The 26,107-nt window shown below is 63.2% G+C and carries 24 protein-coding genes and 1 pseudogene; 9 read left to right on the top strand and 16 right to left on the bottom strand.

The window, feature by feature from the left end; all coding sequences use genetic code 11:
- Positions 1-2: 2 nt before the first annotated feature.
- The 7 genes from FEZ63_RS26120 to FEZ63_RS00660 form a co-directional block, all read right to left on the bottom strand.
- A complete protein-coding gene (locus tag FEZ63_RS26120; RefSeq protein ID WP_420846243.1) occupies positions 3-209 on the bottom strand; it encodes a DUF1127 domain-containing protein in 207 nt (68 codons plus the stop codon).
- 64 nt (positions 210-273) lie between these two features.
- Positions 274-498, bottom strand: a complete 225-nt coding sequence (locus tag FEZ63_RS00685) for a hypothetical protein (RefSeq protein WP_150941719.1) — start codon at positions 496-498, stop codon at positions 274-276.
- 193 nt (positions 499-691) lie between these two features.
- Positions 692-1,552, bottom strand: coding sequence for a PCC domain-containing protein (locus FEZ63_RS00680; RefSeq protein WP_150941718.1), 861 nt, complete (start codon positions 1,550-1,552; stop codon positions 692-694).
- Positions 1,553-1,569: 17 nt separating this feature from the next.
- Positions 1,570-2,451 (bottom strand): alpha/beta fold hydrolase, encoded by an 882-nt coding sequence (locus FEZ63_RS00675; protein ID WP_150941717.1) that lies wholly within the window; start codon positions 2,449-2,451, stop codon positions 1,570-1,572.
- Positions 2,452-2,483: 32 nt separating this feature from the next.
- Positions 2,484-3,287, bottom strand: coding sequence for an SDR family NAD(P)-dependent oxidoreductase (locus FEZ63_RS00670; RefSeq protein WP_150941716.1), 804 nt, complete (start codon positions 3,285-3,287; stop codon positions 2,484-2,486).
- Positions 3,288-3,375: 88 nt separating this feature from the next.
- The gene (locus FEZ63_RS00665; RefSeq protein WP_150941715.1) at positions 3,376-4,386 is read right to left on the bottom strand and encodes a TRAP transporter substrate-binding protein; all 1,011 of its coding nucleotides are present in this window, start codon (positions 4,384-4,386) and stop codon (positions 3,376-3,378) included.
- Positions 4,387-4,574: 188 nt separating this feature from the next.
- Positions 4,575-6,389: a TRAP transporter large permease gene (locus FEZ63_RS00660; RefSeq protein WP_244622587.1), complete on the bottom strand. Its 1,815-nt coding sequence runs from the start codon at positions 6,387-6,389 to the stop codon at positions 4,575-4,577.
- Between the two features lie 445 nt (positions 6,390-6,834).
- Between FEZ63_RS00660 and FEZ63_RS00655 the strand changes: the two genes are divergently transcribed.
- The 4 genes from FEZ63_RS00655 (at position 6,835) to FEZ63_RS00640 (ending at position 10,898) form a co-directional block, all read left to right on the top strand.
- Entirely contained in the window at positions 6,835-7,674 is an 840-nt protein-coding gene (locus FEZ63_RS00655; protein ID WP_150941713.1) for an IclR family transcriptional regulator, read from the top strand.
- On the top strand, positions 7,671-9,296 hold the full coding sequence (locus tag FEZ63_RS00650; RefSeq protein WP_150941712.1) for an acyl-CoA synthetase: 1,626 nt from the start codon (positions 7,671-7,673) through the stop codon (positions 9,294-9,296). Before FEZ63_RS00655 ends, FEZ63_RS00650 begins: the two co-directional genes overlap by 4 nt.
- 13 nt (positions 9,297-9,309) lie before the next feature.
- Positions 9,310-10,077, top strand: coding sequence for an SDR family NAD(P)-dependent oxidoreductase (locus FEZ63_RS00645; RefSeq protein WP_150941711.1), 768 nt, complete (start codon positions 9,310-9,312; stop codon positions 10,075-10,077).
- 185 nt (positions 10,078-10,262) lie between these two features.
- On the top strand, positions 10,263-10,898 hold the full coding sequence (locus FEZ63_RS00640) for a hypothetical protein (protein WP_244622586.1): 636 nt from the start codon (positions 10,263-10,265) through the stop codon (positions 10,896-10,898).
- A gap of 50 nt (positions 10,899-10,948) precedes the next feature.
- On the opposite strand, the gene FEZ63_RS00635 is transcribed toward FEZ63_RS00640, so the two are convergent.
- Positions 10,949-11,878 carry a ring-cleaving dioxygenase gene (locus FEZ63_RS00635; RefSeq protein WP_150941709.1) on the bottom strand — a complete coding sequence of 310 codons (930 nt, stop codon included), beginning with the start codon at positions 11,876-11,878 and terminating at the stop codon, positions 10,949-10,951.
- Positions 11,879-12,152: 274 nt separating this feature from the next.
- Here FEZ63_RS00635 and FEZ63_RS00630 point away from each other — a divergent pair.
- Both FEZ63_RS00630 and FEZ63_RS00625 read left to right on the top strand, forming a co-directional pair.
- Positions 12,153-13,025, top strand: a pseudogene (locus FEZ63_RS00630) (alpha/beta fold hydrolase); the annotation flags it as partial.
- 108 nt (positions 13,026-13,133) lie between these two features.
- Positions 13,134-13,424, top strand: a complete 291-nt coding sequence (locus FEZ63_RS00625; RefSeq protein ID WP_150941707.1) for a hypothetical protein — start codon at positions 13,134-13,136, stop codon at positions 13,422-13,424.
- Positions 13,425-13,653: 229 nt separating this feature from the next.
- Here the strand turns inward: FEZ63_RS00625 and lpdA are convergent, their stop codons facing one another.
- From lpdA to FEZ63_RS00595, 6 genes are all read right to left on the bottom strand, one after another.
- Complete coding sequence (gene lpdA / locus FEZ63_RS00620) at positions 13,654-15,045, bottom strand: dihydrolipoyl dehydrogenase (protein ID WP_150941706.1); 1,392 nt, start codon at positions 15,043-15,045, stop codon at positions 13,654-13,656.
- Positions 15,046-15,049: 4 nt separating this feature from the next.
- Entirely contained in the window at positions 15,050-16,345 is a 1,296-nt protein-coding gene (locus FEZ63_RS00615; protein WP_150941705.1) for a dihydrolipoamide acetyltransferase family protein, read from the bottom strand.
- A gap of 1 nt (position 16,346) precedes the next feature.
- Entirely contained in the window at positions 16,347-17,360 is a 1,014-nt protein-coding gene (locus tag FEZ63_RS00610; RefSeq protein ID WP_150941704.1) for an alpha-ketoacid dehydrogenase subunit beta, read from the bottom strand.
- A gap of 2 nt (positions 17,361-17,362) precedes the next feature.
- Positions 17,363-18,595, bottom strand: a complete 1,233-nt coding sequence (locus FEZ63_RS00605) for a 3-methyl-2-oxobutanoate dehydrogenase (2-methylpropanoyl-transferring) subunit alpha (protein ID WP_150941703.1) — start codon at positions 18,593-18,595, stop codon at positions 17,363-17,365.
- Between the two features lie 173 nt (positions 18,596-18,768).
- A complete protein-coding gene (locus FEZ63_RS00600; RefSeq protein WP_150941702.1) occupies positions 18,769-19,065 on the bottom strand; it encodes a hypothetical protein in 297 nt (98 codons plus the stop codon).
- 28 nt (positions 19,066-19,093) lie between these two features.
- A complete protein-coding gene (locus FEZ63_RS00595; RefSeq protein WP_150941701.1) occupies positions 19,094-20,860 on the bottom strand; it encodes a tetratricopeptide repeat protein in 1,767 nt (588 codons plus the stop codon).
- A 255-nt stretch (positions 20,861-21,115) separates the two neighbouring features.
- Between FEZ63_RS00595 and FEZ63_RS00590 the strand changes: the two genes are divergently transcribed.
- On the top strand, positions 21,116-21,640 hold the full coding sequence (locus tag FEZ63_RS00590; RefSeq protein ID WP_150941700.1) for an ion channel: 525 nt from the start codon (positions 21,116-21,118) through the stop codon (positions 21,638-21,640).
- Between the two features lie 20 nt (positions 21,641-21,660).
- Here the strand turns inward: FEZ63_RS00590 and FEZ63_RS00585 are convergent, their stop codons facing one another.
- Both FEZ63_RS00585 and FEZ63_RS00580 read right to left on the bottom strand, forming a co-directional pair.
- On the bottom strand, positions 21,661-22,485 hold the full coding sequence (locus FEZ63_RS00585) for an LssY C-terminal domain-containing protein (protein ID WP_150941699.1): 825 nt from the start codon (positions 22,483-22,485) through the stop codon (positions 21,661-21,663).
- Positions 22,486-22,526: 41 nt separating this feature from the next.
- Complete coding sequence (locus FEZ63_RS00580) at positions 22,527-23,714, bottom strand: adenylate/guanylate cyclase domain-containing protein (RefSeq protein ID WP_150941698.1); 1,188 nt, start codon at positions 23,712-23,714, stop codon at positions 22,527-22,529.
- A 233-nt stretch (positions 23,715-23,947) separates the two neighbouring features.
- On the opposite strand from FEZ63_RS00580, the gene FEZ63_RS00575 reads away from it, so the two are divergent.
- Positions 23,948-24,328: a PRC-barrel domain-containing protein gene (locus FEZ63_RS00575; RefSeq protein ID WP_150941697.1), complete on the top strand. Its 381-nt coding sequence runs from the start codon at positions 23,948-23,950 to the stop codon at positions 24,326-24,328.
- Between the two features lie 411 nt (positions 24,329-24,739).
- Positions 24,740-26,107: alpha,alpha-trehalose-phosphate synthase (UDP-forming) (otsA, locus tag FEZ63_RS00570; RefSeq protein WP_150941880.1), on the top strand; the 1,368-nt coding region annotated here is incomplete at its 3' end.

The following is a 26,107-nucleotide window of genomic DNA, read 5'->3' as shown; positions in this document are numbered from 1 at the left end:
TCTCAGGATTCCTGGGTCGCTATTTTGCCGACAGCCTTGCCCGGCTTGCCCCGGGCGGCTTTTGTCGCCTCGCGGGCGAGGCGCCTGATATCACGACGACCGATGCCGAGATCCGACAGGTCACGTTCGTCCAGGCGCTCAAGCTGAAAGACCGTTTCGCGATACGCGAGCCACGCGCGAACCCTGTTCATAAGGATGGACATCAACATGGAGGAGCCTGGTCTTGGTGACGAGCCGTGCGGGGGAGTATCTTAGGCGGAGACGGACGGCGGTTCAGCCCTGACCGAAGCGGTTGCCGATCTGGCGCTCGACGTCATCGGTGAGCAGGCCGCCGTTGCGCGCCACGAAGCGGCCGATCTCGCGATGGGCCCTGCGCTGGTTGGCGACGCTGATCGCATCCGCGATGCCGGCGATGAATCGCCGAAGCAGCGAAAATGCCGGACGAGGAGAGGCAGCAGGCGCTTCGAAATGCGCTGCGACCGGGTTGGCGATGGACATTGGGTTTCTCCTGGCGTGTTGGACACGAGGATCCCGAGCGCTTCCAGTTCTTATTCTTGGCAGCCATCCTACAGCATTTGCTGCATTGCGGAATAAAGGTCAGTGCATATGACCTATGCGCGTTCGGCAAAGCTTCTGGGCGGACCGTTTCCGGCGGGCGGAAGGTTCGCAAGCGCCTTCGGGGACAGGCGCTTCAGGGAAAAAGCGCGAGCGGCTCAATCACCAGTTCGAAGGTGACGCAGACCGGATTGTCGCCGCGCCGGATCTCGCCCTCGCTGATGTTCCCTTCCATGTCGACCACCGCGATCTCGAGACGGGCGCGCGGCGCGCCATCCACGCTCGTCACACGTCCTTGACGGATGAGAAGCTCGGTGGCGTGGGAGTGCATTTGCCGCCCGTCGGCGAAATACACCTCGTTCAGGCTGCCGATCCCGAAGACGTTCGCGCTCGCGATCCCATGAGAGGTGCAGAGCGACTCGAGCGCGAGGCACACGTCTTCGTTGGGTCTCACCCTGACGAGCAGTGAGGAAGTCGGCGGGCTGGGAGCTTGCGCGCCCGCAGCCACAGGCTCGAACAGCGTAAAATGCGTCTCCGCGTCATAGGTGGCGCTGAAAGTCGCGTGCGCGAACCCGAGCCCCGTCACGACAATGGGTTGAGCCACGACGCAAGTTGGCGCGAGCATGTGGCCCATCCGCAAACCATCCGATGTCTGCCACATGCCATGACAATGGAGGAAGGGTTTGCCGTCCCGATCGCCCACGATCCCGACGCATTGCTTCATCTCCACCGCCCCCTCGGGCGAGAAGACGTCGCTGTACCACGCCGCATGGGCGCCATCGCGCGAGACGGCTGGGATGACGAATTGAAACGGATCGCAACTGCCTGAATCGAAGGCGACGACTCCGCCAAGACAGCCGGCGGCGGCGAACCCCTTGGCAATCCCCGCATCCACCCTATCGCCCGGTTGAAGCGTGAAGCGAAGGTGAATCGGCGCATCGGCAATCGCGCTCGTGCGTGTTGCCGCGACCGGACCTGGGTGACGAATTTGCCTCACAATCCCCCTCCGTCCGTTCAATCCGCGCGCATGATCTCGGCCGGGTTGGAACGCGGGTCGCGCGGCCCCCAGCGCCCGGCTTCGACCTGCGCGATGAACTCGGCGACGAGGCGGTTGAACATCTCGGGTTCTTCAAGGTTGAGGGTGTGGCCGGATTTCGGCAACACCGACAGACCCGAACGCGGCACGACGCGTTTCAGGAAAATGCCCGGCAGAAGACTGTGATCGTCCTCGTCGCCGCATACGACCAGCAATGGTGCAGCGAGCGCTGACAATTCGGCTTCGAGATCGTAGAGCGAGGGTCTGCGCATCTGGACACCTCGCATGGTGTTGGCCGCACCGAGGCTCGAATGGCGTGAAAGCCGCTCCGCGAAAAGAGCCCAGCCGCGCGGATCCTTGTCCTGAAACTGCACGCGCGAAGCGCTCTCCGCATAGGTCTTGGCGAAGCTCTCCGCGCCGCGTTGCTGAATGGCGTCGGCGACCTGTTGTGCGTTGGCGCGGAAATACGCTTCGTGTTTTTTCTCCGATCCGTAGCCGATCCCGGCAACAACGGCCGACAGAACCCGCTCAGGGAATCGCATGGCGGCGTGAAGGCACGCGAACGCGCCCATGGAGAGACCGACGAGATGAGCCTTGCCGAGCCCCGCCGCATCCATCACGGCGACGATGTCGGCGGCGGCGCGTGCTTGCGAATATTTCTCCACATCATCGGGAATGTCCGAGGGCGCATATCCGCGCGCTGCGTATGTCACGCATCGCTGGCGCCGGGAGAAATAGTTCAGTTGCGGTTCCCAGCTCCAATGATTGCCGCCGAACTCGTGGACGAAGACGATCGGCGTCCCCTGGCCGGCGCTCTCATAGAAGAGTTTCACGCCATCGCTCGTGGTGGCGAATGCCATTCTGTTCTCCTTAGCGCCCGTGCGCTCCGATTTCAGCGAAACTCCGCCACCGCGCAACTTTGACCGCCATCGACAGGCAGGCATATGCCGGTCACGAACTGGGCCTCATCGGAGGCGAGAAACACCGCCGCGTGGGCGACGTCCCATGCGGTTCCCATCCGGCCGACCGGAACCGCCGCGTTGCGGGCGGCCACCATCTCTTCCACAGACGCATACTGCCCTGAGATCTGCTTGTAGATCAGCGGCGTATCGATAAGCCCCGGCATGATGCAATTGGCACGGATGCCCTGCCGCGCATATTGCATTGCAAGCGCTACGGTCGCCTGATTGACCGCTGCTTTCGTGGCGTAATAGGCAAAATAGGGATAGCCGGTCCAGCGAATGGCGGCGAGCGACGAGATATTGACGATGGCGCCGCCGCCCTGTTCCAGCATGTGCGGGATCACGGCCTTCGCCGTGCGATAGATCGGGCCGATGTTCAGGGCGAGCGATGCTTCGAACTGTTCGTCGGACAATTCAATGGGTCCGCCCATATGCGTGACACCGACATTGTTGTGCAGGATATCGACGCGACCGAACCTGGCCACGCACTCCTTGACCGCGTTGGCGACCAATCCCGTATCAGTCACATCAGCCGCAATCGCGATGGCGACGCCGCCCTCCCCGGCGATGATATCCGCGGTCTCCTGCGCCGCCGCGGCCACAAGGTCGATGCAGGCGACCTGTGCGCCTTCGCGGGCATAGGCCACCGCCGCGGCCTTGCCGTTGCCCCAGCCAGGTCCCGAGGAACCCGCGCCGAAAACGATGCCGGTTTTCCCCTTCAGTCGATCGACCATATCGTGTCCTAGATCTCTGCCGGCCCACGGCGCAGAGGTCGTCCCGGCGATGCAGCCGCACGCCGCATCGCCGGGAGGGCGGGGTTGGTCAGCTCAAGGAGCTGCCGACGGCCTTCTCGAGAATGGCCCAGGCTTCGTCGCCGTACTTCTTCTTCCAGTCCGCATAGAAACCGGCCTTGCGCAATGCCTCGCGGAACGGGGCGGCTTGCGGCTCGTTGAAGATCATTCCCTTGGCGACCAACTCGTCCTTCAGCCCCGCATTGAGCTTCGCCACGTCGGCGCGCTCGGCGACGCCCGCCTCGTTGAGGTTCCGGGCGACGATGGCGCGGAGATCTTCCGGCAGGCGTTCCCACGCACGACGGTTGGCGAGGAACCAGAATCCGTCCCACATGTGGTTCGTCATCGAGCAGTATTTCTGCACCTCGAAGAGTTTTGCCGTGGAGATGATGGCGAGCGGGTTTTCCTGTCCGTCCACCACTTTCGTCTGCAACGCGGTGTAGACTTCCGCAAAGTTGATGCTGGCCGGAGCGGATTCGAAGGCGGTGAACATGGACGTCCAGAGCGGACTGACGGGCACGCGGATCTTGAAGCCCTTGAGGTCGGCCGGCGTCTGAATCGGCTTGTTGGAGCTCGTGATCTGGCGGAACCCGTTATCCCAGATCTTGTCCATGACGACGAGGTTGGCCTTGCCGATCTGGCCGCGAACATAGGCCCCGAGTTCCCCGTCCATCGCCTTCCAGACCGCGTCGTAATTGGGGAATGCGAACCCGATGCCGCTGAGCGACGCGTTCGGCACGAGCGTGGACAGGATGAGCGGCGAGAGCGTAAAAAATTCGACGCCGCCCGAGCGAACCTGACTCAGCATGTCGGTGTCGGAGCCGAGCTGGTTGTTGGGGAAGATCTGGATGACGACCCGGCCACCAGTCTCCTTCTTGATCTTTTCCGCAGCTTCGGTGGCGCGCAGGTTCATCGGGTGCGCGGCCGGCAGGTTGTTGGCGTATTTGTAGGTGAACTCAGCCGTCTGCGCGCGAGCGCCGAACCCGCTGACCAGTGCCGCGGACGCGGTGACCTGAAGCATCGACCGACGTGAAATCTTCATCTGTTTCTCTCCCATGGTTTGTTTTTCTCCTGCCGTCGTATGTGCGCTTCCGCCATCGCCGCCAGAACGTCTCTTGAATTCCTGGCAACCTGCGTCGCTGCCGAAGTGCGCCCATCCTTGCCCACGCTCCCAGCGCGATCAAGGTTTATCGTCTCGGGCTGAGCCCGCGACGCGGTTTGCCCTTCCTATCACACAAAGGCTGTCGAAATCGCAGGGATCGCCGCGATAAAGATGAGGCCCACGATCAGCGCCAGAAGATAAGGCCAGATCGCTCCCATGGCCTCGTCGGGCGACACGTTGCCGATCTTGCACGCGATGTAGAAGCCAATTCCGATGGGCGGCGTCATCAGGCCGATATTCATCGCCGTCACGACCACCATGGAATAGTGAATGTCATTGATGCCGAGGTTCTTGGCGATGGGAAACATGATCGGCGCCATCAGAACGATCGCCGGCAATCCTTCCAGAACGCAGCCCAGCGTCATGAAGACCACGATGGTGACCGCCATGTAGCTGATCCAGCCGCCCGGCATGTTGATCATCAGGGTCGCGAGCTGTTGGGCGAAACCCGTCTGGGTCAGCGCCCATGCCATGGCGAGCGCGGTGCCGAGGATCATCAGGATGGCGCCGCTGAGCGCCGCCGTCTCGACGAGCATCGCGTAGAATTTCCGCCAGGAAATTCCGCCATAGAGGACAATGCCGATGACGATGGAATAGAGCACCGCGATCGTCGACACCTCGGTGGCCGTCGCGACGCCGCCGCCCACCGCGCTGCGGATGATGAAGGGCAGGACGAGGGCAGGCGCTGCGATGAGCGCGGCATTGCGGATGACCCGAAACGAGGCACGGCGCACGCCTGTGAGATCCTCGCTGCCGGCTTTCCAGCGCGCGAGAACCGCCAGCGCTGCAAGCAGCACCATGGCGACCACGAAGCCGCTGGTGAAGAGGCCTGCGATCGAGACCCCGGCGACCGAGCCAAGCACGATCAGAACGATGCTCGGCGGCACCGTATCGGCCATGGCGGCCCCGGTCGACAGGAGCGCGATCATCTCCTTCGGCTTATGCCCGCGCCGTTTCATTTCGGGGAAGAGCGCCGGTGCGACGGTTGCCATGTCGGAGACCTTGGAACCGGAAATGCCCGACACGAGGAAAAGCGAGCCGAGAAGAACGTAGGACATGCCGGCGCGCACGTGACCGAGCATCGAGGCCATGAAATCGACGATCGCCTTGCCCATGCCGGTCGCATCGAGCACGCAGCCGAGCATCACGAAGATCGGGACCGATAGCAGGATGATGCTCGACATCCCCTCATCCATGCGCCCGATCATGACGAAGATCGGGACATGTGTCGCGAAGGCGAGGAAGCACATGGTGCCGACGCCGAAGCAGAACGCGATCGGAACACCGAGGACGAGGCACACGACCACGAACCCGACGAGGAAGATCAGGATGTTGTAATTGCCCCAGCCGAGCAGGGTGGGAGACAGGAGCCAGCATAGGGCTCCGATGGCGGCAAGCAACGCAGTGCTCATCACGAGATCCCGCACGGTCGAGGTGCGGATCGCGTAGGAGACGACAATGGCGAACATCAGGAAGATGCCGAAGGCGATTGCCGAAACCCGGAAACTGTTCGGGATGTTCAGGGCCGCCGAGGTGACGAACCATTCCTCCATGACATAATCGACCGAGGGCTCCATCATGACGAGCAGGAAGGTGGCGATCAGGAGAAGCGCGAGCGTCTGGACGAAACCCTGAAGGTTTTTTGGGAACATTCCCAGGAAGATGGTGAGCCGAAGATGTTCGTTGCGGTCGAGGGCAATGGCGGAGCCCAGCATGGCGAGCCACAAGAAGCAGATCGACGCCACTTCGTCGATCCACACGACGGGGATCGAGAAGACGTAGCGCGATGTCACGCCCATCAGCAGAAGAACGATGATGATCGACAGGAGCAGCGCCGATATGGCCTCGACAGGCCTGAGCAGGCGCGAGCCCGTCCGGATCATGTCAGGCTCGATCGCGCTGGACAGCGGGGCGAGATCATCAATTCCAGCAGCCATGTATCCTGGTCTCCGGGTTGTGGCGGTGGTTACGCCACTGCTGGACGAGATCCAGCCTGTCGCTTTTCAAGCGGCACTCTTTCAGAAATTTTGCCGTGCGCGAACCCGCACGACCCGCCAGTTCCGCTGGAAGGCGAACATGACGCCAGCGCTCGCCGGCCGCAACAGACGGCCATCAGGGCGAGTGACGCCGCCGTGGTTTCGCTTCCTCCACCGACTTCACGTCCCCGACGAATCGGAGAGGATGAAGGTCCACATTATAGATTTTTCTGATCGCGGACAGCTGGGAGGATACACACTCGTCGATCCATTGCAATACGGCGCCGGTCCAACTAGCCTGCGTTACGCATTCGAGACCGGTCCGTATTCTGGACCTCTGTTGAGACGATTCATGCACGGCAAGCTGCCCTCCATCAGCGAGCTTTCGGGGTCCCAGAGCGTCGATCGCGCTTTGCGACTGCTGGCACTCGTCGGGCGCGACGCTGAGAACGGCCTGGCCCTCAGCGAAATCGTCGAGGAAAGCGGTCTCAACAAGCCGACCGCGAGACGGCTGCTGGTGGCGTTGATGCGCGCTCGCCTCGTCGAGCAGGATCCGCGATCCCGCCGTTACTATCTTGGCGACGAAGCCTTCGTGCTCGGCGTCCTCGCCTCGCGGCGGCACGGATTGCTCGAACTCTCCATGGAGAGCCTGCGCGCGCTCTCCGAGGCAACGATGGATTCGAGTTTCCTTTCGGTGCGCCGGGACAACTTCTCGGTCTGCCTCTATCGCGAGGAAGGCACCTACCCGGTCCGCACGCACGCTCTGCAGGCCGGTCTGCAACATCCCCTCGGCATCGGCGCCGGCTCGCTTGCGATCCTCTCCGCATTGCCGGATGAGGAAATGGAAGCGGTGCTGGCAGCCAACCGCACCGTCATGACGACGCACTATCCCGCCTATGGCGCGGATCAGATCCGCCAGGACGTCGCCAAAACCCGTCAGCGTGGATTTGCGCTCAATCCAGGCCGGATCGTCGCGAGTTCCTGGGGGGTCGGGGCCGTGTTCCGATTTCCCGACGGCAGGATTGCGGGCGCCCTCAGCCTTGCGGCCATCGATAGTCGCGTCGGCCCCGAGCGTCAGCCGGAATTGGCCCGTCATCTGCAGCGCGAAGTCGCGCGCATCGAGGAAAAGTTGCGAAAAATGTTTGTTCCGCGACCCACGGATTTGGACATGCATGCAGGGGCGAGATCATGAACGTCATTCCCAAGCGGGTCATGAACCTCTCGCATCTGGTCCGTCAGGCCGCCCGCCGATACGGCCAGGAAATTGCATTTGTGTGGGGCGACTCGACCTGGACCTGGGCCGAACTCGACCGCCGCATCGACGCAATGGCGTCGGCGCTGGCCGAACGCGGGGTCGCGAAAGGCGACCGGGTGCTGGTTCAATCCAAAAATTGCAACCAGATGTTCGAGTCGATGTTCGCGTGCTTCCGGCTCGGCGCGGTGTGGGTGCCGACGAATTTCCGCCAGACGCCGGGCGAAGTCGCCTATCTCGCCTCCGCGAGCGGTGCTTCCGTCATGATATGCCAGCACGATTTTCCGGAGCACGCCGCCGCGGTGCGTGAAGCCGTGCCCGACCTCCGGTTGGTGATCTCGATCGGGCCGTCCGCCTTCGGCGACGATTACGAGGCGCTGGTGGAGCGCCACCTCGGAGAATCCGTCGCGGTCGCGCCGGTGGAACACGACGATCCCTGTTGGTTCTTCTTTACCTCCGGCACGACGGGCCGGCCTAAGGCGGCGATCCTCACACACGGGCAGCTTGCTTTCGTCATCACCAGCCACCTCTGCGATCTCATGCCGGGCACCACCCAGGCGGATGCGTCTCTGGTGGTTGCCCCGCTTTCCCACGGCGCCGGCGTTCATCAACTGGTGCAGACGGCGCGCGGGGTGAAGACGGTCCTGCTCACGAGCGACCGGTTCGATGCCGACGAGGTTTGGGCGCTCGTGGAGCGCTGGCGCATCACCAACATGTTCACCGTGCCGACGATCGTGAAGCTGCTGACTGAACATCCCTCCGTCGATGCGCACGATCATTCGTCCCTGCGCTACGTCATCTATGCCGGCGCGCCGATGTACCGGGAGGATCAGAAACACGCGCTGAAGAAATTGGGGAAAGTGCTGGTGCAGTATTTCGGCCTCGGCGAAGTCACCGGCAACATCACGGTGCTTCCCGCAGCACTTCACGACCCAGAGGACGGCGACGCGGTGAAGATCGGCACCTGCGGGTTTGAGCGCACGGGAATGCAGGTCTCGATTCAGGATAATGCGGGGCGCGAATTGCAGCCCGATGAGACCGGCGAGATATGCGTCTGCGGTCCGGCGGTGTTTGCCGGCTATTACGACAACCCCGAGGCCAACGCGAAAGCTTTCCGGGACGGCTGGTTTCGCACCGGCGATCTCGGTCACATGGACGAGGAAGGCTTTCTCTACATCACCGGCCGCGCCTCCGACATGTATATCTCCGGCGGCTCCAACGTCTATCCGCGCGAAATCGAGGAGAAGATGCTCACGCACCCGGCGGTGGCCGAGGTCGCGATCCTCGGCGTGCCGGACCGAACCTGGGGCGAAGTCGGCATCGCCGTCTGCGTGTTGCGGCCCGATGCGCGGCTGGACGAGCGGGATCTTCTCACGTGGATGGACGGCAAGGTTTCCCGCTACAAGCTGCCCAAACGGGTCTTCTTCTGGGACGCCCTGCCGAAATCGGGCTACGGCAAAATCACCAAGCTGGCCGTACGGGCAGAGCTCGAGGCTCGGGGCTGCCTGCCGCTCGAAGCCAAGGGCGCGGAAGTGCCAGCCCAACAATCCACCGGACAATAAGGGAAGCACCATCATGTCGGAACAGCAGACAATTCTGGTCACGGGCGGCGCTTCCGGCATCGGTCTGGCCATTGTCGAGGCCGCGCTCAACGAAGGCTGGCGCGCGATCATCGCCGATCGCGACCCACAAAGTCTCGATCGATGCCGGGATTCCTTTCGCCAAGCACCGGACCGGGTCCGTTACGAGACACTGGACGTCGCCGACGAGGAGGCCGTTGCGCGGACCATCGCGCGCTGTGCCGAAGAATTCGGGCCGATCACCGGCCTGGTGAATTCCGCCGGCATCGGAAGCGATATTCCGGCGATGGATACGAGCGCGGCCTTGTTCCGGAAGATCCTTGAGGTCAATCTGATCGGCAGCTTCATCGTCTCCCGCGAGGTTGCGCGCCACATGCAGGCGCATGGCGGCGGGTCGATCGTCAACATGGCCTCCGTGTCCGGAATACGCGGCAATTCAGGGCGCGTCGCTTACGGCTCATCCAAAGCCGGCGTGATCAACATGACCCAGGTCATGGCCGTGGAACTCGCCGCGGCGGGAATCCGCGTCAATGCGGTCGCACCCGGCCCCATTGAGACGCCGCTGGTGCGTGAGATGCACACGGCGGAGTCGCGCGCCGAATGGTTGCGCGCCGTGCCCCTCAACCGCTACGGCCAGCCAGCCGAGATCGCCGGCGCGGCGATCTTTCTTCTCGATGGCTCCAAGGCGAGCTACGTCACCGGCCAGACCATCAGCGTCGATGGCGGATTCACGACCGCGGGGTTGCGGCACAACACCCGCTGACGAGGCGCCCCGACCTTAGCCGATCCCGGTCGGGACGAAGTTCCTGATCACAAAGTTTTCAATCACCTCCCGCTTCCCCTTCAACTAGGCTGCAACCTGTCTGGTTTTGCGTTTCAACACACAGCAATTATCGGGAGGGTGAAGTGAGAATGACTCGCATGCTTATGTTGGGCGCCTCGATCGGGATGATTTCCCTGTTGCCGCTGCCCGCCTCCGCCCAACAGACAGCCGCGCCAGCCAACATGACGTTCTTCGTCACCAGCGTCGGATCCGGCAAAGGTGCCGATCTCGGTGGGCTCGAGGGAGCCGATCGTCACTGTCAGACGCTCGCACAGGCAGCAGGCGCCGGTACGAAGACCTGGCGCGCCTATCTCTCGACTCAAAGTGTGGGCGGCGCGACCGCCGTCAATGCGCGCGACCGGATTGGCACGGGACCCTGGCAGAACGCCAAGGGCGTCGTGATTGCGAAGGACGTGGCGGAGCTCCACGGCACCAACGCCATCAGCAAGCAGACCGCGCTCACCGAGAAAGGTGAGGTGGTGAAAGGCGGCGGCGACACGCCCAATACTCACGACATCCTGACAGGCTCGCAACCGGACGGGACCGCTTTTGCCGGAGCCCAGGATCAAACCTGTGGCAACTGGACGAAGAGCGGCACCGAGGGCGCGGTCATGATGGGCCATCACGACCGCATGGGCACCGGCGAACAACCGTCGGCAAAATCGTGGAACTCGTCCCATCCCTCGCGCGGCGGCTGCAGCCAGGATGCGCTGAAAGGGACCGGCGGCGCAGGTCTGTTCTACTGCTTCGCCACCAATTGAAACGCGGCAAGGCGACCGTCCCGCTGATCGGCAGCGGGACGGTCGGACCATCAGGGTAGCGCCGGAAGAATGGCCTCGATGTCTTTTCGGCGCGGCTCCAGGAAGCGTGGAAGCTTCAGGGATGCTCCCAGCGAGGTCGCCGGCTCATCGATAGCAAAGCCCGGATCGTCGGTGGCGATCTCGAACAACAACCCACCCGGCTCACGGAAATAGACGGCGCGGAAGTAGTCGCGGTTCTTCTGTTCCGTCGCCGTAATGCCGTGATCCCGCGCAAGCTTCGCGACCATTGCGGCCTGCGCCGCGTCATCTTTGGCGCGGAACGCAATGTGATGCACGGTGCCGGCGCCGGACCGCCCTGCAAGAAAACCGCCCGCCCCCCGCACGTCGACGATCCCGCCAACGGCGGTGCCATCCGCTTTGAAGCGAACCACCGAGCCATCGCGCGCGATCTCCTTGAATCCGAGGACATTCGTGAGGATCGCGCCTGTGGGAGCCGCATCGGCCACCAGCAGCGAAACGCCGTGGAGGCCACGGATGGCGTGTTCCACCGGAACGTCGCCGCCGTTCCAGGCCGACTCCCCTTCGATGCCGGGCACCGCCACCAGCGCCAGCCTCATCCCATCCGGATCCTTGAAGGTGAGCACCGTCTCGCCGAACCGTTTCTCCGGCGCCTCATGCGGCACGCCCTTCTCGAGGAAGCGGTGCGTCCAGAAGCCGACCGCACTCTCGGGGATACGAAACATCGTCTCCTGCGTCTCGCCGATACCGACTCGACCCGGCGCAGCGTGCTCCCACGGGAAAAACGTCAGAATGGTGCCGGGCTGGCCCGCCTCGTCTCCGTAATAGAGATGGTAAGTGCTCGGGTCGTCGAAATTGACAGTTTTCTTGACGAGGCGAAGTCCGAGCGCCCGGGTGTAAAAATTGAGGTTGCGATGGGCCGGACCCGCGATGGCCGTGACGTGATGGATGCCGTTCTGCATGGCGAACTTCCTTCGCTGGGCAACACCGCCCGCGCGTTGATCTCAAGATAGGACGCTGACCGCTGCTTGCTACGGGGCTTTCATTGCATCAGCGCAAAATCATCATCGCATTCCCACCGATTGTCTTGCGCGCACCACGCTGGCACCGTCACGCGTCTGTCACGCAATGGTCGGCAGATCGGATCGTGTTTGTTTAAAACCGATCTTTGCGGTTCGATCGTTACCCGCATCGCATCGAGGAGTTTTGATCGGCAGAGCCTGATCCGTGCCGGCAGCAATCGCGCGCAACTCCGATTCACCAGATGCTACAGAAGGAAGCCATCGCATGAGCACTTTCACCACCCGGGACGGCACGGAAATCTATTACAAGGATTGGGGCACCGGACAGCCGGTCGTGTTCAGCCACGGCTGGCCGCTCAATGCCGATAGCTGGGAAGCGCAGATGCTTCATTTGGCATCGAACGGCTATCGCGCCATCGCGCATGACCGTCGCGGACATGGAAGGTCGAGTCAGCCGTGGCACGGCAACGACATGGATACCTACGCGGATGATCTCGCGATGCTGTTCGAAACCCTCGACCTGAAAGACGCCGTGCTGATCGGCTTCTCGACCGGCGGCGGCGAAGTCGCACGCTATATCGGTCGCCACGGGACCAAGCGTCTGGCCAAGGCGGCGCTGGTTTCGGCGGTGCCGCCGCTGATGGTCAAGACGGAAACCAATCCGGAGGGTCAGCCGATTGCGGCCTTCGACGGAATCCGCGCCGGCGTCATCGCCGACCGTTCGCAATTCTACCAGGACGTCAGCGCTGCCTTCTTCAACGCCAATCGTCCCAACAACAAGGCGACCCAGGGCATGAGGGATGCGTTCTGGTTTCAGGGACTGCAATCGGGCCACAAGAACCAACTCGATTGCATCAAGGCGTTCTCGGAGACGGACTTCACCGAAGACCTGAAGAAATTCGATATTCCGACGCTGATCATCCACGGCGACGACGACCAGATCGTGCCGATCGCTGCCTCGGCCCACAAGTCTTTGAAGCTGGTGCCGAACGCCACGCTGAAAAACTATCCCGGCGCCCCTCACGGGCTGACCGACACGCACAAGGATCAACTCAACGCCGACCTGCTCGCCTTCGTGAAATCCTGATCTCGAGCGCTGCCGCGGCATTCAAGCGGCGGCAGCGTATCCACTTCGCCGGATCGAGCCCTAGAATAAACGGCGGCAAGCCCGCCACGGCACGGTGCGTGAGAAGCGATGAAAACAATCTGGATTCTTCTGGCGATGCTGGTTTCGACCGGCGTCGGCGCGCAAAATCGACCGATCACCACGGCGATGAATTGCGCCCAAGCCAGCGCCCTCGTGAAGGCAGGTGGTGGCGTGGTGTTGAATACCGGGCCTTACACCTACGATCGCTATGTGAGCGGCAGCGGGTTTTGCGGGCGGGGCGAGACGACGGAGCCGGCCTGGGTGCCTACCGCCGATAGCGGCCAATGCTTCGTCGGCTATCGCTGCCGGGGGCAAGCACAGCGGCAATCCAGCCGGTGACCGGCCCCTGCCAACACTCGGTCCAAGAAGAAACGCCCGCGCCGTGGGCACTTCAATCGCCGCGGCGGGGCGCTTCGAGCGATACGCAACCTGCTCCCCACCATGTCTACAAGAATTCGCGGATCGCGGAACCAGCCGGAGGACGCATTTCCCCCGTTCAGCACGGTTTTGCGGCCGACTAATCCGGAATTTCCACCCACGCGGAAGGACATTGCTCCGAGGCACCGCCTCAAATGTGAATCGCGTGGCCGAGCGCACCGAGCGCTGCTTCGAGAAAAGCTTCGCTTTGGGTCGGATGGGCGTGAATCGTCGCGGCCACGTCCTCCAACCGAGCGCCCATTTCCAGCGCCAGGCTGAAAGCCGCCGACAGTTCGGCGACGCCCGCGCCTACGCCCTGAAGTCCCAACAGCACATGGTTGTCCGCCCGGGCGACGACGCGGATGAACCCTGACTCGTTGCCCAATGTCATGGCGCGGCCATTGGCCTGGAATGGAAACTGCCCGGTGGTGATTTCAATCCCCGTCGCCCGCGCCTCATCCGGCGACAGCCCCACGGTGACGATTTCGGGATCGGTGAAGCACACGGCCGGAATGCTGATCTTGTCCCAGATGCGTTTCTTGCCGGCGATGATCTCGGCCACCATCTCGCCCTGCGCCATCGCCCGGTGGGCCAGCATCGGCTCGCCCGTCACGTCGCCGATGGCAAAGACGCCGCGCATCGAGGTGCGGCATTGCTCGTCGATGCGGATGAACGGACCGTCCATGGTCAGATCGATGTCCTCAAGCCCCCAGCCCGCAGTCAAGGGTCGACGCCCGACAGTCACGAGGATCTTATCCGCCGCAAGCGTCGTTTCGTTCCCCGCCTCGGTCTCGACAGAAAGACCGTCGCGCTTCAATCCCTTGGCCTTGGCGCCGGTCAGAACCTCGATGCCGAGTTCACGCAGCCGCTTCGAGACGGGCCGGGTCAGCTCGGCGTCGTATTGCGGCAGAATCCGAGATTGCGCCTCGGCCACCGTCACCTTGGAGCCCATCTTCGCAAATGCCGTTCCGAGTTCGAGGCCAATATAGCCGCCGCCCACCACCACGAGCTTTTCAGGGACCTCCGTCAGCGCCAATGCACCGGTTGAGGAGATGACCCGTTCGCCGAAAGGCAGGAACGGCAACGTGACGGCTTCCGAGCCGGTCGCGATGACCACCTGTTCGGCGCGCACTACCTGCGGCCCGAGTTCCGTCGCCACTTCCACCGTCTTGCCGTCACGAAATGTCGCCCAGCCGACGATGACCTTGACGCCGGCCTTCTTGAGCAATCCGGCGACGCCGCTGTTGAGGCGCCCGACGATGCCGTCCTTCCACGCGATGGTCTTCGCGAGGTCGAGGGTCGGGCTTTGCGCGGAAATCCCAAGCGGGCTGCCGCCATTGACCATATGCGCGAGGGCGTCGAATTCCTCGGCGGCATGAATCAGCGCCTTCGATGGAATGCAGCCGACATTAAGGCAGGTGCCGCCCGCCTTCTTCGCCTCCACGATGACTGTATCGAATCCGAGCTGGCCCGCCCGGATCGCGCAGGTATATCCGCCCGGCCCGGCGCCGATCACCAGAAGCTTGCAGGAGATCTCTTTCATGGGATCAGCTTTCGATGAAGATCATGGCGGGAGTTTCGAGCAGTGTCTTGATGCGTTGAATGAAGACCGCCGCATCCCAGCCATCGATGACCCGGTGGTCGAAGCTCGACGACAGGTTCATCATCTTCCGCGGGATGAAAGTCGCGCCATCCCAAACGGGCCGCGTCATCATCTTGTTGACGCCGACGATGGCGACCTCCGGGTGGTTGATGATCGGCGTCGTCACCACACCGCCCATCGCGCCGAGCGACGTGATGGTGATGGTCGAACCGGTAAGCTCCTCGCGTGTTGCGACGCCGGCTTTAGCGGCTTCGGCGAGCCGGTTCAGTTCCGCGCCCATTCCCCAGAGGTCGAGCGCTTCGGCGTGCTTGACCACCGGTACCATCAGCCCCGTGGGTGTCTGCGCCGCAATGCCGATATGCACACCCGCGTGCTGATGGATGATCCCCGCCTCGTCGTCGAAATGCGCATTGAGATTCGGCTGCTCGTCGATGGCGCGAACCATCGCGCGCATCAGAAACGGCAGGAAGGATAACCGTGGTTGGTCCTGGCGCTTGCCTGCGTTGAGCGCTGCGCGAAGTTCCTCGACGGCTGTGACGTCGATCTCTTCCACATAGGTGATGTGGGGAATGCTCCTTGCCGCCGACATCTTCTCGGCGATGCGGCGACGCATGCCGACGACCTTGATGTCCTCCACCGCGGTCCGCGCCTGTCGAACATGCACTCGCGCACCTTCAGGACCTTTGGCGAAAACCGCATCGAGGTCTTCGTGGGTGATGCGGCCCGCAGGGCCTGTGCCCACAACCTGACGCAGGTCGATGCCGGCCTCGCGCGCCCGAAGGCGCACAGCCGGCGCGGCGAGAGGCTTCTCACCCTCGGCCCGCGGGGCCCCACCGCCGAGGGCTTGCCGCAATGGCGGTCTGCTCGGCGCGGCGCGCTCGGTGGCAGGAGCCGGTGGTGCAACTGGAGCCGGTTCAGGCGCTGTTGCAACAATCTTGGGCTTGGGCGAAGGCACGGCTGCGGGCGCGGGCGCGACGGCGGCGCCCTCCCCCTCCTCCCCAACCACATCCAGGCGAACGAGATTCGAGCCGACCGCGACGACGTCGCCGACATTGGCGCCCAGCCACAGCACCTTGCCTTCGACCGGCGACGGGATTTCCACCGTTGCCTTGTCGGTCATCACTGCGCCGAGAATCGCGTCCTCGCGCACGAGGTCGCCGACCTTCACGTGCCACTCGACAAGTTCAGCCTCGGCAACACCTTCGCCAACGTCAGGAAGTCTGATCACATGTTCGGCCACATCACGGCTCCATCGCATTCAGCAGTGCCTGACCCACGCGGGACGGACCGGGGAAGTAGTCCCATTCCTGTGCGTGGGGATAAGGCGTGTCCCAGCCCGCCACGCGGGCGACCGGCGCTTCGAGGTGGTAGAAACATGTTTCCTGCACGAGGGCCGACAACTCCGCGCCAAAGCCCGATGTCAGCGTCGCTTCATGCACGACGATGCATCGACCGGTCTTGCGCACGGATGCCTCGATGGCCTCGATGTCGAGCGGCACGAGTGAACGCAGATCGATGATCTCCGCGTCGATTCCGGTCTCGTTCGCAGCGGCTTCAGCGACATAAACCATGGTGCCGTAGGCAAGCACCGTGATGGCCGAACCCACGCGCCGAATGGCCGCCTTGCCGAGAGGAATCGTGTAATAGCCGTCGGCAACTTCGCCGAGTTCGTGTTTCGACCATGGCGTCACCGGCCGTTCATGATGACCATCGAAAGGGCCGTTATAGAGGCGCTTGGGTTCGAGAAAGATGACGGGATCGGGATCCTCGATGGCGGAGATCAACAAGCCCTTCGCGTCGCTCGGGTTGGAGGGCATGACCGTCTTCAAACCGGCCACGTGCGTGAAGAGCGCTTCGGGGCTTTGGCTGTGCGTCTGCCCCCCGAAAATCCCGCCGCCCGTCGGCATCCGCACCACCATGGGACAGGTGAACTGGCCGTTCGAACGATAGCGCATGCGCGCCGCCTCGGAGACGATCTGGTCATAGGCCGGATACATGTAATCGGCGAACTGGATCTCGACGCAGGGGCGAAGGCCATAAGCTGCCATGCCGACGGCCGAACCGACAATCCCGAGTTCGCTGATCGGCGCATCGAAACAGCGGCTTTTTCCGTACTTCGCCTGCAACCCTTGCGTGGCGCGAAAGACGCCACCGAAGAAACCCACGTCTTCGCCGAACACCACGACATTGTCGTCGCGCTCCATCATCACGTCCATGCCATCGCGGATGGCCTCGATCATCGTCTTGCGCGGCATCCTCAGACTCCCGCCTGCTGACGCTGCCGGCGCAGATGCGGTGGCATCTCGGCATAGACGCCCTCGAACATGTCTCGCGCCGACGGCCTGCCGCCCGCATGCAGCGTGCCGTGCCGCTCGGCTTCCTTCTGGGCGGTGATCACCGTGTCGAGCACTTCGGCCTCGGATTGCTTGTGACGCTCCTCGGACCAGACGCCGCGCACGATGAGATGGTTCTTGAGACGGATGATCGGATCGCCGAGCGGCCAGGCGTCGGATTCGGTCTTGGGGCGATAGGCGGATGGATCGTCGGAACTCGAATGGGCCCCGACGCGGTAGGTCACGTATTCGATCATGGTGGCGCCGAGATTGCGCCGCGCCCGCTCGGCCGCCCATTTGGCGACTGCGTGCACGGCGAGAAAATCATTGCCGTCGACGCGCAGGGCCGGCAGCCCGAAACCGAGACCGCGCGCCGCGAACGTGCCCGACCCGCCGCGCGCGATGCCCTGAAAAGTCGAGATCGCCCATTGATTGTTGACGATGTTCAGCACCACCGGCGCCTTGTAGGTGGAGGCGAAAACGAGCGCGGCGTGAAAATCGGATTCGGCCGTGGACCCGTCGCCGATCCAGGCGGCGGCGATCTTGGTGTCGTTCTTGATCGCCGAGGCCATCGCCCACCCGACCGCCTGAATATACTGGGTCGCAAGATTGCCGGAAATCGAGAAGAAGCCGTTCTCCTTTGCCGAATACAGAACCGGCAATTGCCGGCCCTTCAGCGGATCGCGTTCGTTGGAATAGATCTGGCACATCATGTCGACGAGCGGATAACCCGAAGCAATCAGCAGCCCGGCCTGCCGATAAGTCGGAAAGTTCATGTCGCCCGGCAGCAATGCCTTTTGAAAGGCGCAACTGACGCCTTCTTCGCCCATATGCTGCATGTAGAACGAGGTCTTGCCCTGCCTCTGCGCCATCTGCATGCGCGCATCGAAGGCGCGCAGGGTCATCATGTCCCGTAGGCCCTGAAGAAGCTCGTCGTCGCTCAGGCTGCCGGCCCAGGGACCCACCGCCTCTCCGTCGCGGTTCAAGACCCGGATGATCGAATAGGCGAGCTTGCGCATGCTGGCCGGGTCCGCATCCACCTCGGGGCGGTCCACGGAGCCCGCCTCAGGGATCGGGACGTTCGAAAAATCCGGATGACCACCGGGCCGGACGGCGGGTTCGGGAACATGGAGGGTGAGAGGGGGGTAATCGGTCATCGTGCCGGGGTCTCCATCGCCTGGAGCATGATGTCACCCGAGAACCGCTTCAGATTTTTCGGCATCGTGCTCTGGGACAACACTCAAGCTGGTGAGCGCATCATGCATCAGCGCGCCGAACATATCGACCCGTCTTTGCGTGGAGACGATGTTGGAGCGGACGGAAGCCTCGATCACCCCTCAGGGGTCATGGCGACCAACACCTCGCCGAGGGTGATTTCCGGCTCCCCATCGATGAGATCGGCAAGGCTTGCTTTCAGCCAGACCATCGCTTTCTCGTTGGCATCGATGGCCGTCTGCCTGTCCTCGAAGAACGTGACGGAGCCGCCGACCCCGCCACCGCCATCGAAAACGTAATACCCCCGGAAGCCGGGAGCGGCCTTCAGCACCTGGCCGATCCCGCTCTCCGCACGGCGGGCGGCCTCGGCTACCGACCGCATGTTGTTGAACTTCCGGATCACGACGTACATCACCTGTCCCCTCGGACCGGAGCCCCCGTCAGAATCGCTTCAGATCGAGGACGCTGCGGTCGCCGATCCACACTTTGGTCAGAAGAGCCTCCGCCTCCTGCCGGCCTGCGGTGTCGCCGCGCGCCTTGGCGACCTCCATCAGCCCGAACAATGCCCAGCCGCTATTGGGGGCCCGCTTCAGCGCTGCCTGGAAAGCCTGCTCGGCCTCGTCGAGCCGCCCGGTCATGAGCAGTGCGGCCCCGAGAGATTGCCGCACCGGATAATACCAGTAGGGCGGCTCCATGTAGGCGAGAGATTCCTGCAGAACGGCAGCCCGTTCGAAGGCGGGGATCGCCGCGCCCGGATCGCCCCGCGCCATCGCCATCCGACCGGTCAGGACCTCGCGCGCGATCGTCAGCACCTCCGGGCCGGGAATGCCGGCAGCGGCAGCCTTGGCGAGATCCTCGGCGCTGGCAAGGGACTCGATCGCGGAAATCTCCGCCTGCACCTCATCCGTCCGCCCTTTCGAGACGAGCGCGGCTCCGCGCGCGTAGTGGCGCATGGCCTTGACGTAGGTGGGTGCATTGTCCGGAGCCGGGAGCGACAGGACGGTGTCCGGCGTCCCGAACATCGCATTCGCCCAATACGGCGCCGCCATATCGGGTTGGACCATCGGGACGGCATTCGCAGCATCCGCCGTCACGATGCGTTGCAGCTTGGCGGCCGCTTCCAGCGCGGTCTTTGAATCCCCCGCCAGTTGTGCGGTTGCGAGCAGGAAGTGCACGTTGTGCGGATAATAGGCGAGCGGATAGGGCCCGGTCGGACCGACCGTCGCGATATAGGATTCGTCCGCCGCCACCGCCGCCTTGTTGGCTTCGAGCGCATCGAGATAGCGCCCGACCCGGTAATAGATATGGCTCGGCATGTGCACGATATGACCGGCGCCGGGTATCAATGCCGCAAGCCTGTCGGCCCCGGGCTGTGCCCGTTCAGGCCGATCGGATGCCTCGACGGCGTGGATATAGAGGTGAATGGCGCCCGGGTGTTCCGGGTTTTGCGTCATCGCGCGCTCGAGTTCGGCGACGATCTCCTGGGCGTGGCCCTTCGCCCGTCTGCCACCATCCTCCCAATAATCCCACGGCTGCGTGTCCATCATCGCCTCGGCGTGAAGCACGGCAAGTTCGATATCGTCCGGGAACCGCTTGGCGACTTCGCCCAGGGCATCCGCCCAAGCCTTGTCGAGCGCCGCCCTCTCCGCACTAGGATCGGCCGCGTAGCGCTTCGCCAGCGCTGCGATCAACGCCTGTTCCTTGTCGGTGGCGTTCCCTGCAAGCGCCTCGGCCTGTCGGAGGGCCGCAAGCGCGGGCGCATTCGCGGCCGGATCCATCGGCACGTTGATGTTGGGCCCGAGCACGAACGCTTCACCCCAGAAGCACATGGCGCAGGACGGATCGAGCCGCTGCGCCTGCCGGAAAGCCCGTCGTGCCTCGCCGTGATTGAAACCGTAGGCAAGGCGAAGGCCCTGATCAAAAAAGGCCTGCGCCTCGGGGGTGCGGGTCGTCACCTTCCAGCCGTGCCGCCCCAGATTCTCGAACAGCGGCGGAGTGGCGTCCTCATAAGCGGTCGGTGCTGCCGAAGGGGCAGCGTGAAGGCCATGGTGGAACGGGGCCACCTCGGTCTTGGGTGCGCTCTCCTGTCCAGGAGCGGGCCCCTGTCCAAGAGCGGGCTTCGCGATCACACACACGCTCGCGATGACAACCGCCCCGATCACCGCCCGGTCGAGACCGGTCACTCCACACGCTGTACGAGGGAACATGATAACCTCCCCGGTGTTCGGAATGCGCGCGGAGTTTACGCTTCAATCGTGGCAAGGAAAAGCACGCCGCCGGCCGGCGATCGCCCTCCTTGACGGGAGCCGTCAACGAAAACTTCATCAAGACGTCAGACACTTGCCAGCCAGCAGAACTGCACAGAATGGCGCGTCGCTTCGTGGCCGATCCTCAAGTGCCCGTCCGGCGCAGAATGGAGGGCGGCACATCGGGTGCGGGTGGAGCCAAGAGATTAGGACAATATGATCCCGCCCGATCCATTAGCCCAACTGCCCGTCGAGGTGGTCTATACGTCGCTCGATCTGTTCCAGGTCGTGCTCGGCGTCGCCATTCTGGTGGTGGTCGTCTTCATTCACGGGGCCGGCATCCGGCGGATCTCGCGATATTTTTCAGGGCGATGGGTGCATGTGACGACGGCGACGCCCCATTGGCGCGTCAATCTCCTCTTCGGCACCGTCGTTGCCCAACTGGTCGCCGTGCATCTGATCGAGGTGGTGGTATGGGCGCTGCCGATTTATTGGCTCAACCTCATTCCGGATCTCTCATCGGCCGCCTTCTTTGCGGCTGAAACCTACACGACGCTTGGCGAGGGGGTCGTGAGGTTGCCTCCGAGCTGGCGCCAGCTCGGGCCAATCATCGCCGTGTCTGGCTTGTTCACGTTCGGCTGGACGTCGAGCGTGCTCGTATACGTGATGACTCAGTTCGGGACCTTGGACACCCATCACGCCGAACGCAACAAGTCGCTTGCATCCGACAAGGCGGGATAGAACGCGCGTCGAGTCACCCTTCACTTCGCGTTCGGCCCTCGCAAAAGATCCCGCAGCTTCAGCCCGAGCGACCAGACGTTCTGCTTGAAAATTGTAGCGGCGGGATTGGACAGCATCGTCGGCGGGGCGCTCACCAGACTGGCATTCGGGCTGATGACGCCAATCGTCACCTCGCCGTCGGTATAATAGCGATCACCGCCACCGTTATGACCATTCACTGTGGGCCCGACGCCCGACACTTGATAGGTCGACACGAGCATTCCGGCGTTCGAGAGGTCACGGATCACAAGATCCCGGTCGGCATCCACGTCGGGCGCAATATGATGGGTGATCTGCCCGGTGTCGTGGCTCAGGCCGACGCCTTGATCGAAACTCGCCGAGCCGAGCCATACGGGCCTTCCTTCGGCGCCGCTTTGAAGCACCAGCCAGAGCCGGATGTGATGGCGGCGGTCGGCGCTGTCGCCTACCGGCATCTCGAATGCGAGATCCTGCCGCCGGCCCTCGAACAACAGCGTGCTGACGGGTGCTTCCAGATATGGGCGATCCAGGAGAACGCTGGCTCCGATCTCGACGCTGCTGCGCAACGTGATGGCGTCGGCCGGATCCCACTTCGCGGCCGCGAATGAACGGATCACATCCTCCTTCGATCCGACGAGTCCCACATTGATCGGATCTCCCGGGATGTCCTGCGGTGTCCGGGTGACCATCGGCCGCTGCGCCAGATCAGGCTGGTGCTCGTAATGGAGCCAGAGCCTCGGCAACAGCAGATACGCGACGAGGAGATAAATCGACGCCAGCACGATCGCCGTCGCGACCAGCCACCGCCAGAGCTTGCGCCGTCCCATCCACGCCTCTCCTCGATGCCAATTCCGGTCGGGGCTTCGTTTCACGCTACGCGATAAATGAGGCGGTCGCCCGCGATCCCGCGGAGTTGAAACGTGCCCGCCTCCACGGTCCTCCGGCTGCAGCGCTGCGCGAACGCCTCCGACATCACAAGGTTCACGTCGAGCAGATCACAGAGCGGTTCCATGCGGCTCGTCTCGTTCACGGCGCGTCCGATCACCGTGAAATCGAGCCTGCGCGTCGCGCCCACATTGCCGTAGACCACTTCCCCGAAATGCAGCACCACATCCACATCCAGATCAGGTTCGCCCCTGGCGATTCGCATACGATTGAGTTCGGCGTTTGCGGCGATCGCCTCCTGGGCCGCCTGCAGCGCCTGTTCGCAGATGAGGCAGGGACGCGCATCGGGGTCGCTCACCGGAAACACCGCCAACAGGCCGTCGCCCATGAACTTGAGAATCTCGCCGCCGCGCTCGGTCACCGCGTTGCCGATCGCCTCGAAATGCTCGTTCAGCCATCCGACCACCTGCAGTGCATCTTCGCGCTCCGTCAGATTGGTAAAGCCTTTGAGATCCGCGTTGAGAATGGCAGCCGCGATCCGCTCGCCCTCGCCGCGCCGGATCTTGCCCGCCAGCACACGGCGCCCCGTTTGCGGGCCCAGATAGACGCTCAAGGCATCCGCGGCGATCCGCGCGATGCTGATGCGATAGGCCGCGAGCCCCAGCGCGGGAACAATGCGGTTGACCAGGTTGCATTGTGTGTCGGTGAACCCGCCTTCCTGGTCGGTTGCGACCGAAAGCGCGACGCCGCTGAGCGCCACCTGCTCGCCGCCAAAAGGCACCAGCCGCAACAGGTAATCCGTCGCACCCTCGGACTTCATCTCGTGCAGGAGGTCGAACTGCGACACGCCTTCTCCCGCATCGAGCCGGAAGCGCGCCATGGTGATATTCCGACTTTGCAAGTCGAAGATGACGCTGCGCTGGAACCGCTCGGCCTGTTGCTGCGTATGCGGCAAATGCTCGGTCGCCACACCCTTGCCGCGCCACCACACATGGGCGACGGCGCGCGCGCTTGGATCGATGGTCGGAAGCGAGATGCTTGCGCGCAACAGCGGAAAATCCGCTTCCAGCAGGCGTTCGCTCAGCCCCGAGAGCAGCGAATCGAGCTCGTCATGCGCGGTCGCGTATTGCAGCACCCAGTCGATGAGATCGTCTTCGGTCGCCCCGCTCATCGCTCAACCTCTCCGCCAGCCGGCATTCCCGTATGGTGCCGCCCGTGCGACGGCCGCGATTATCAAGCGCGAATTTCTACCGCACTGCACGCGAACTCGCCAGCCGGCGCCGGAACGGCCCGGCCTTGCCTGGAACCGGCGTATCGGCGTGACGTTGATCCGGCAAGCCTGCGGCGCCGCTGCCTCACACGCGGCGGAGATGTGGTGAGCGACAGAGAAGGAGAGATAGAACCATGACACATAGTGCTCCGGGAGTGATGACGGGCGATCCCATGATCGGAAGCGATCGCGTCGAGGGTACAAGCGTCTATGGCCCCAATGGCGAGCATATCGGCTCGATCAGGCGTCTCATGATCGAGAAGATGAGCGGCCGGGTCACCTACGCGGTCATGTCGTTCGGCGGTTTCCTCGGGATCGGCGAAGAGGAACACACGATCCCTTGGAACAAGCTTGACTACGATCCCTCGCTCGGCGGCTATCGCACGGATATCACCGAAGACCAGCTCCGTGGTGCGCCCACCTTCTATCGCGAGGATGACTATCGCTGGTCGGATCGCGATCGGGAGCGCGAGCTTCACGATTACTGGAAGACCCCGTATTATTGGGGCATCTGATCCGACAGGTTCTCTCCGGGACGGCTTCCGTGCCGTCCCGGATCCTGCCGCGGACATTCTTGAACGTTATATCTCACCTCGAATAACGAGGCGGAACATTGTCGTTTGGGCTCGGCTGTTCTATTTTGAGATGACATGCGTCTTTTCATTGCAATCGCTACCACCGACGCCTTGGCTGCGGGATTGCCCGGCAGCGCACTGATTGCTGCGCAATCCGGGCCGGCGGAATACCGAGGCAATTGCATTCGGGTGTGCGGCCATTGATTTGTGAAGGAGCCGACTCACGCGGAGGTTAGCGCCTCCCATGGAACACCCACGCGTCCCCGGTCCCGATGAACTCCGCTCGGTTCCGTCCGGCCTTCGCCTTTGCTGCGCTGGGTTGAAACCAACGGAGCAGAAAGGAGAATGTCATTGTCACGACTGGTGGTCGTTTCCAATCGCGTAGCCGTCCCGGATTCCAAAGGAGTCGCTGGGGGATTGGCGGTCGCCCTGCGCGAGGCCTTTGAGGCCTATCCGGGCCTCTGGTTCGGGTGGAGCGGCAAAGTGGCGGCGCAACCGGCAACCCATCCGCGGATCGTCGATAAGGGGCGGATACAATACGCCCTGATGGACCTCACCTCCATTGATCGCCAGGAATATTACAGCGGTTTCGCCAACCGGGCCCTATGGCCCACCATGCATTACCGGATCGGGCTCGCCGATTTCTCGCGCTCCGATTACGCCGGATATCTGCGGGTCAATCGGACCTTTGCGGCAGCGCTCGCGCGCCTTGTCCGACCCGACGACCTCATCTGGGTTCACGATTATCACCTGATCCCCCTGGCGGCGGAATTGCGCGCGCTGGGGATCACGAATCGGATCGGCTATTTTCACCACATTCCCTGGCCAGCGCCGGAGGTCTTCGCCACCCTCCCCGGCAGCACGCAGTTGCTGCGCGCGGTCATGTCCTACGATCTCGTGGGCGTGCACACGGAGCGCGATGCGGACAATGTCAGGCGTGGCCTGCTTCAGGAAGTCGGCGCGAGCATCGTCAAAGGCGATATGCTCGAACTCGGAGAGCGCCGCACACGGATCAAGGGGTTTCCGATCGGGATCGATCTTGCGCGATTTGAGGCGGCGGCCGAGCGGTCCAGCACCCATCGGCTGGTGCGACAGACCATGGCGAGCCTCGGCTCGCGCCAGCTCATCATCGGGGTCGACCGGCTCGATTATTCCAAGGGCATCCCCGAGCGCATGGAATCCTTCGAACGGTTTCTGGTGAGCAATCCGGATCAGCGCGGCCGCGTCACCTATCTGCAGATCGCGCCGACGAGCCGAAGCGAAGTCCCCGAATACGCCACCCTCAGCCGCGCCGTGAACGATACGCTGGGACGGATCAACGGGTCGCTGGGCGAACCCGGATGGGTGCCGATCCACTATGTGACGAGCACCTACCCACGGCCGGTTCTGGCGGGGCTTTATCGCCTGGCGAAAGTCGGTCTGGTCACGCCGATCCGTGACGGCATGAACCTGGTTGCGAAGGAATACGTGGCCGCCCAGGACCCCGCCGATCCGGGCGTGCTGATCCTCTCAAAGTTCGCCGGAGCCGCGCAGCAGCTCACCGACGCGCTGATCGTCAATCCCAACGACAAGTTCGAGGTGGCCGAGGCCATCAACGTCGCTCTCCACATGAGCCTGGAGGAGCGCATCAACCGCTGGTCGGGCATGATGAAGACGCTGAAGGCGCAGGATGTCTCCTGGTGGGCCTCCGCCTATCTCAATGCCCTGAAGGTTCAAACG

The organism is Microvirga brassicacearum, assembly GCF_008757455.1.
In the GTDB taxonomy this organism is placed as follows: domain Bacteria; phylum Pseudomonadota; class Alphaproteobacteria; order Rhizobiales; family Beijerinckiaceae; genus Microvirga; species Microvirga brassicacearum.
Note: the sequence above shows the minus strand (reverse complement) of the source record. Positions and strands in the feature narration are given on the sequence as shown.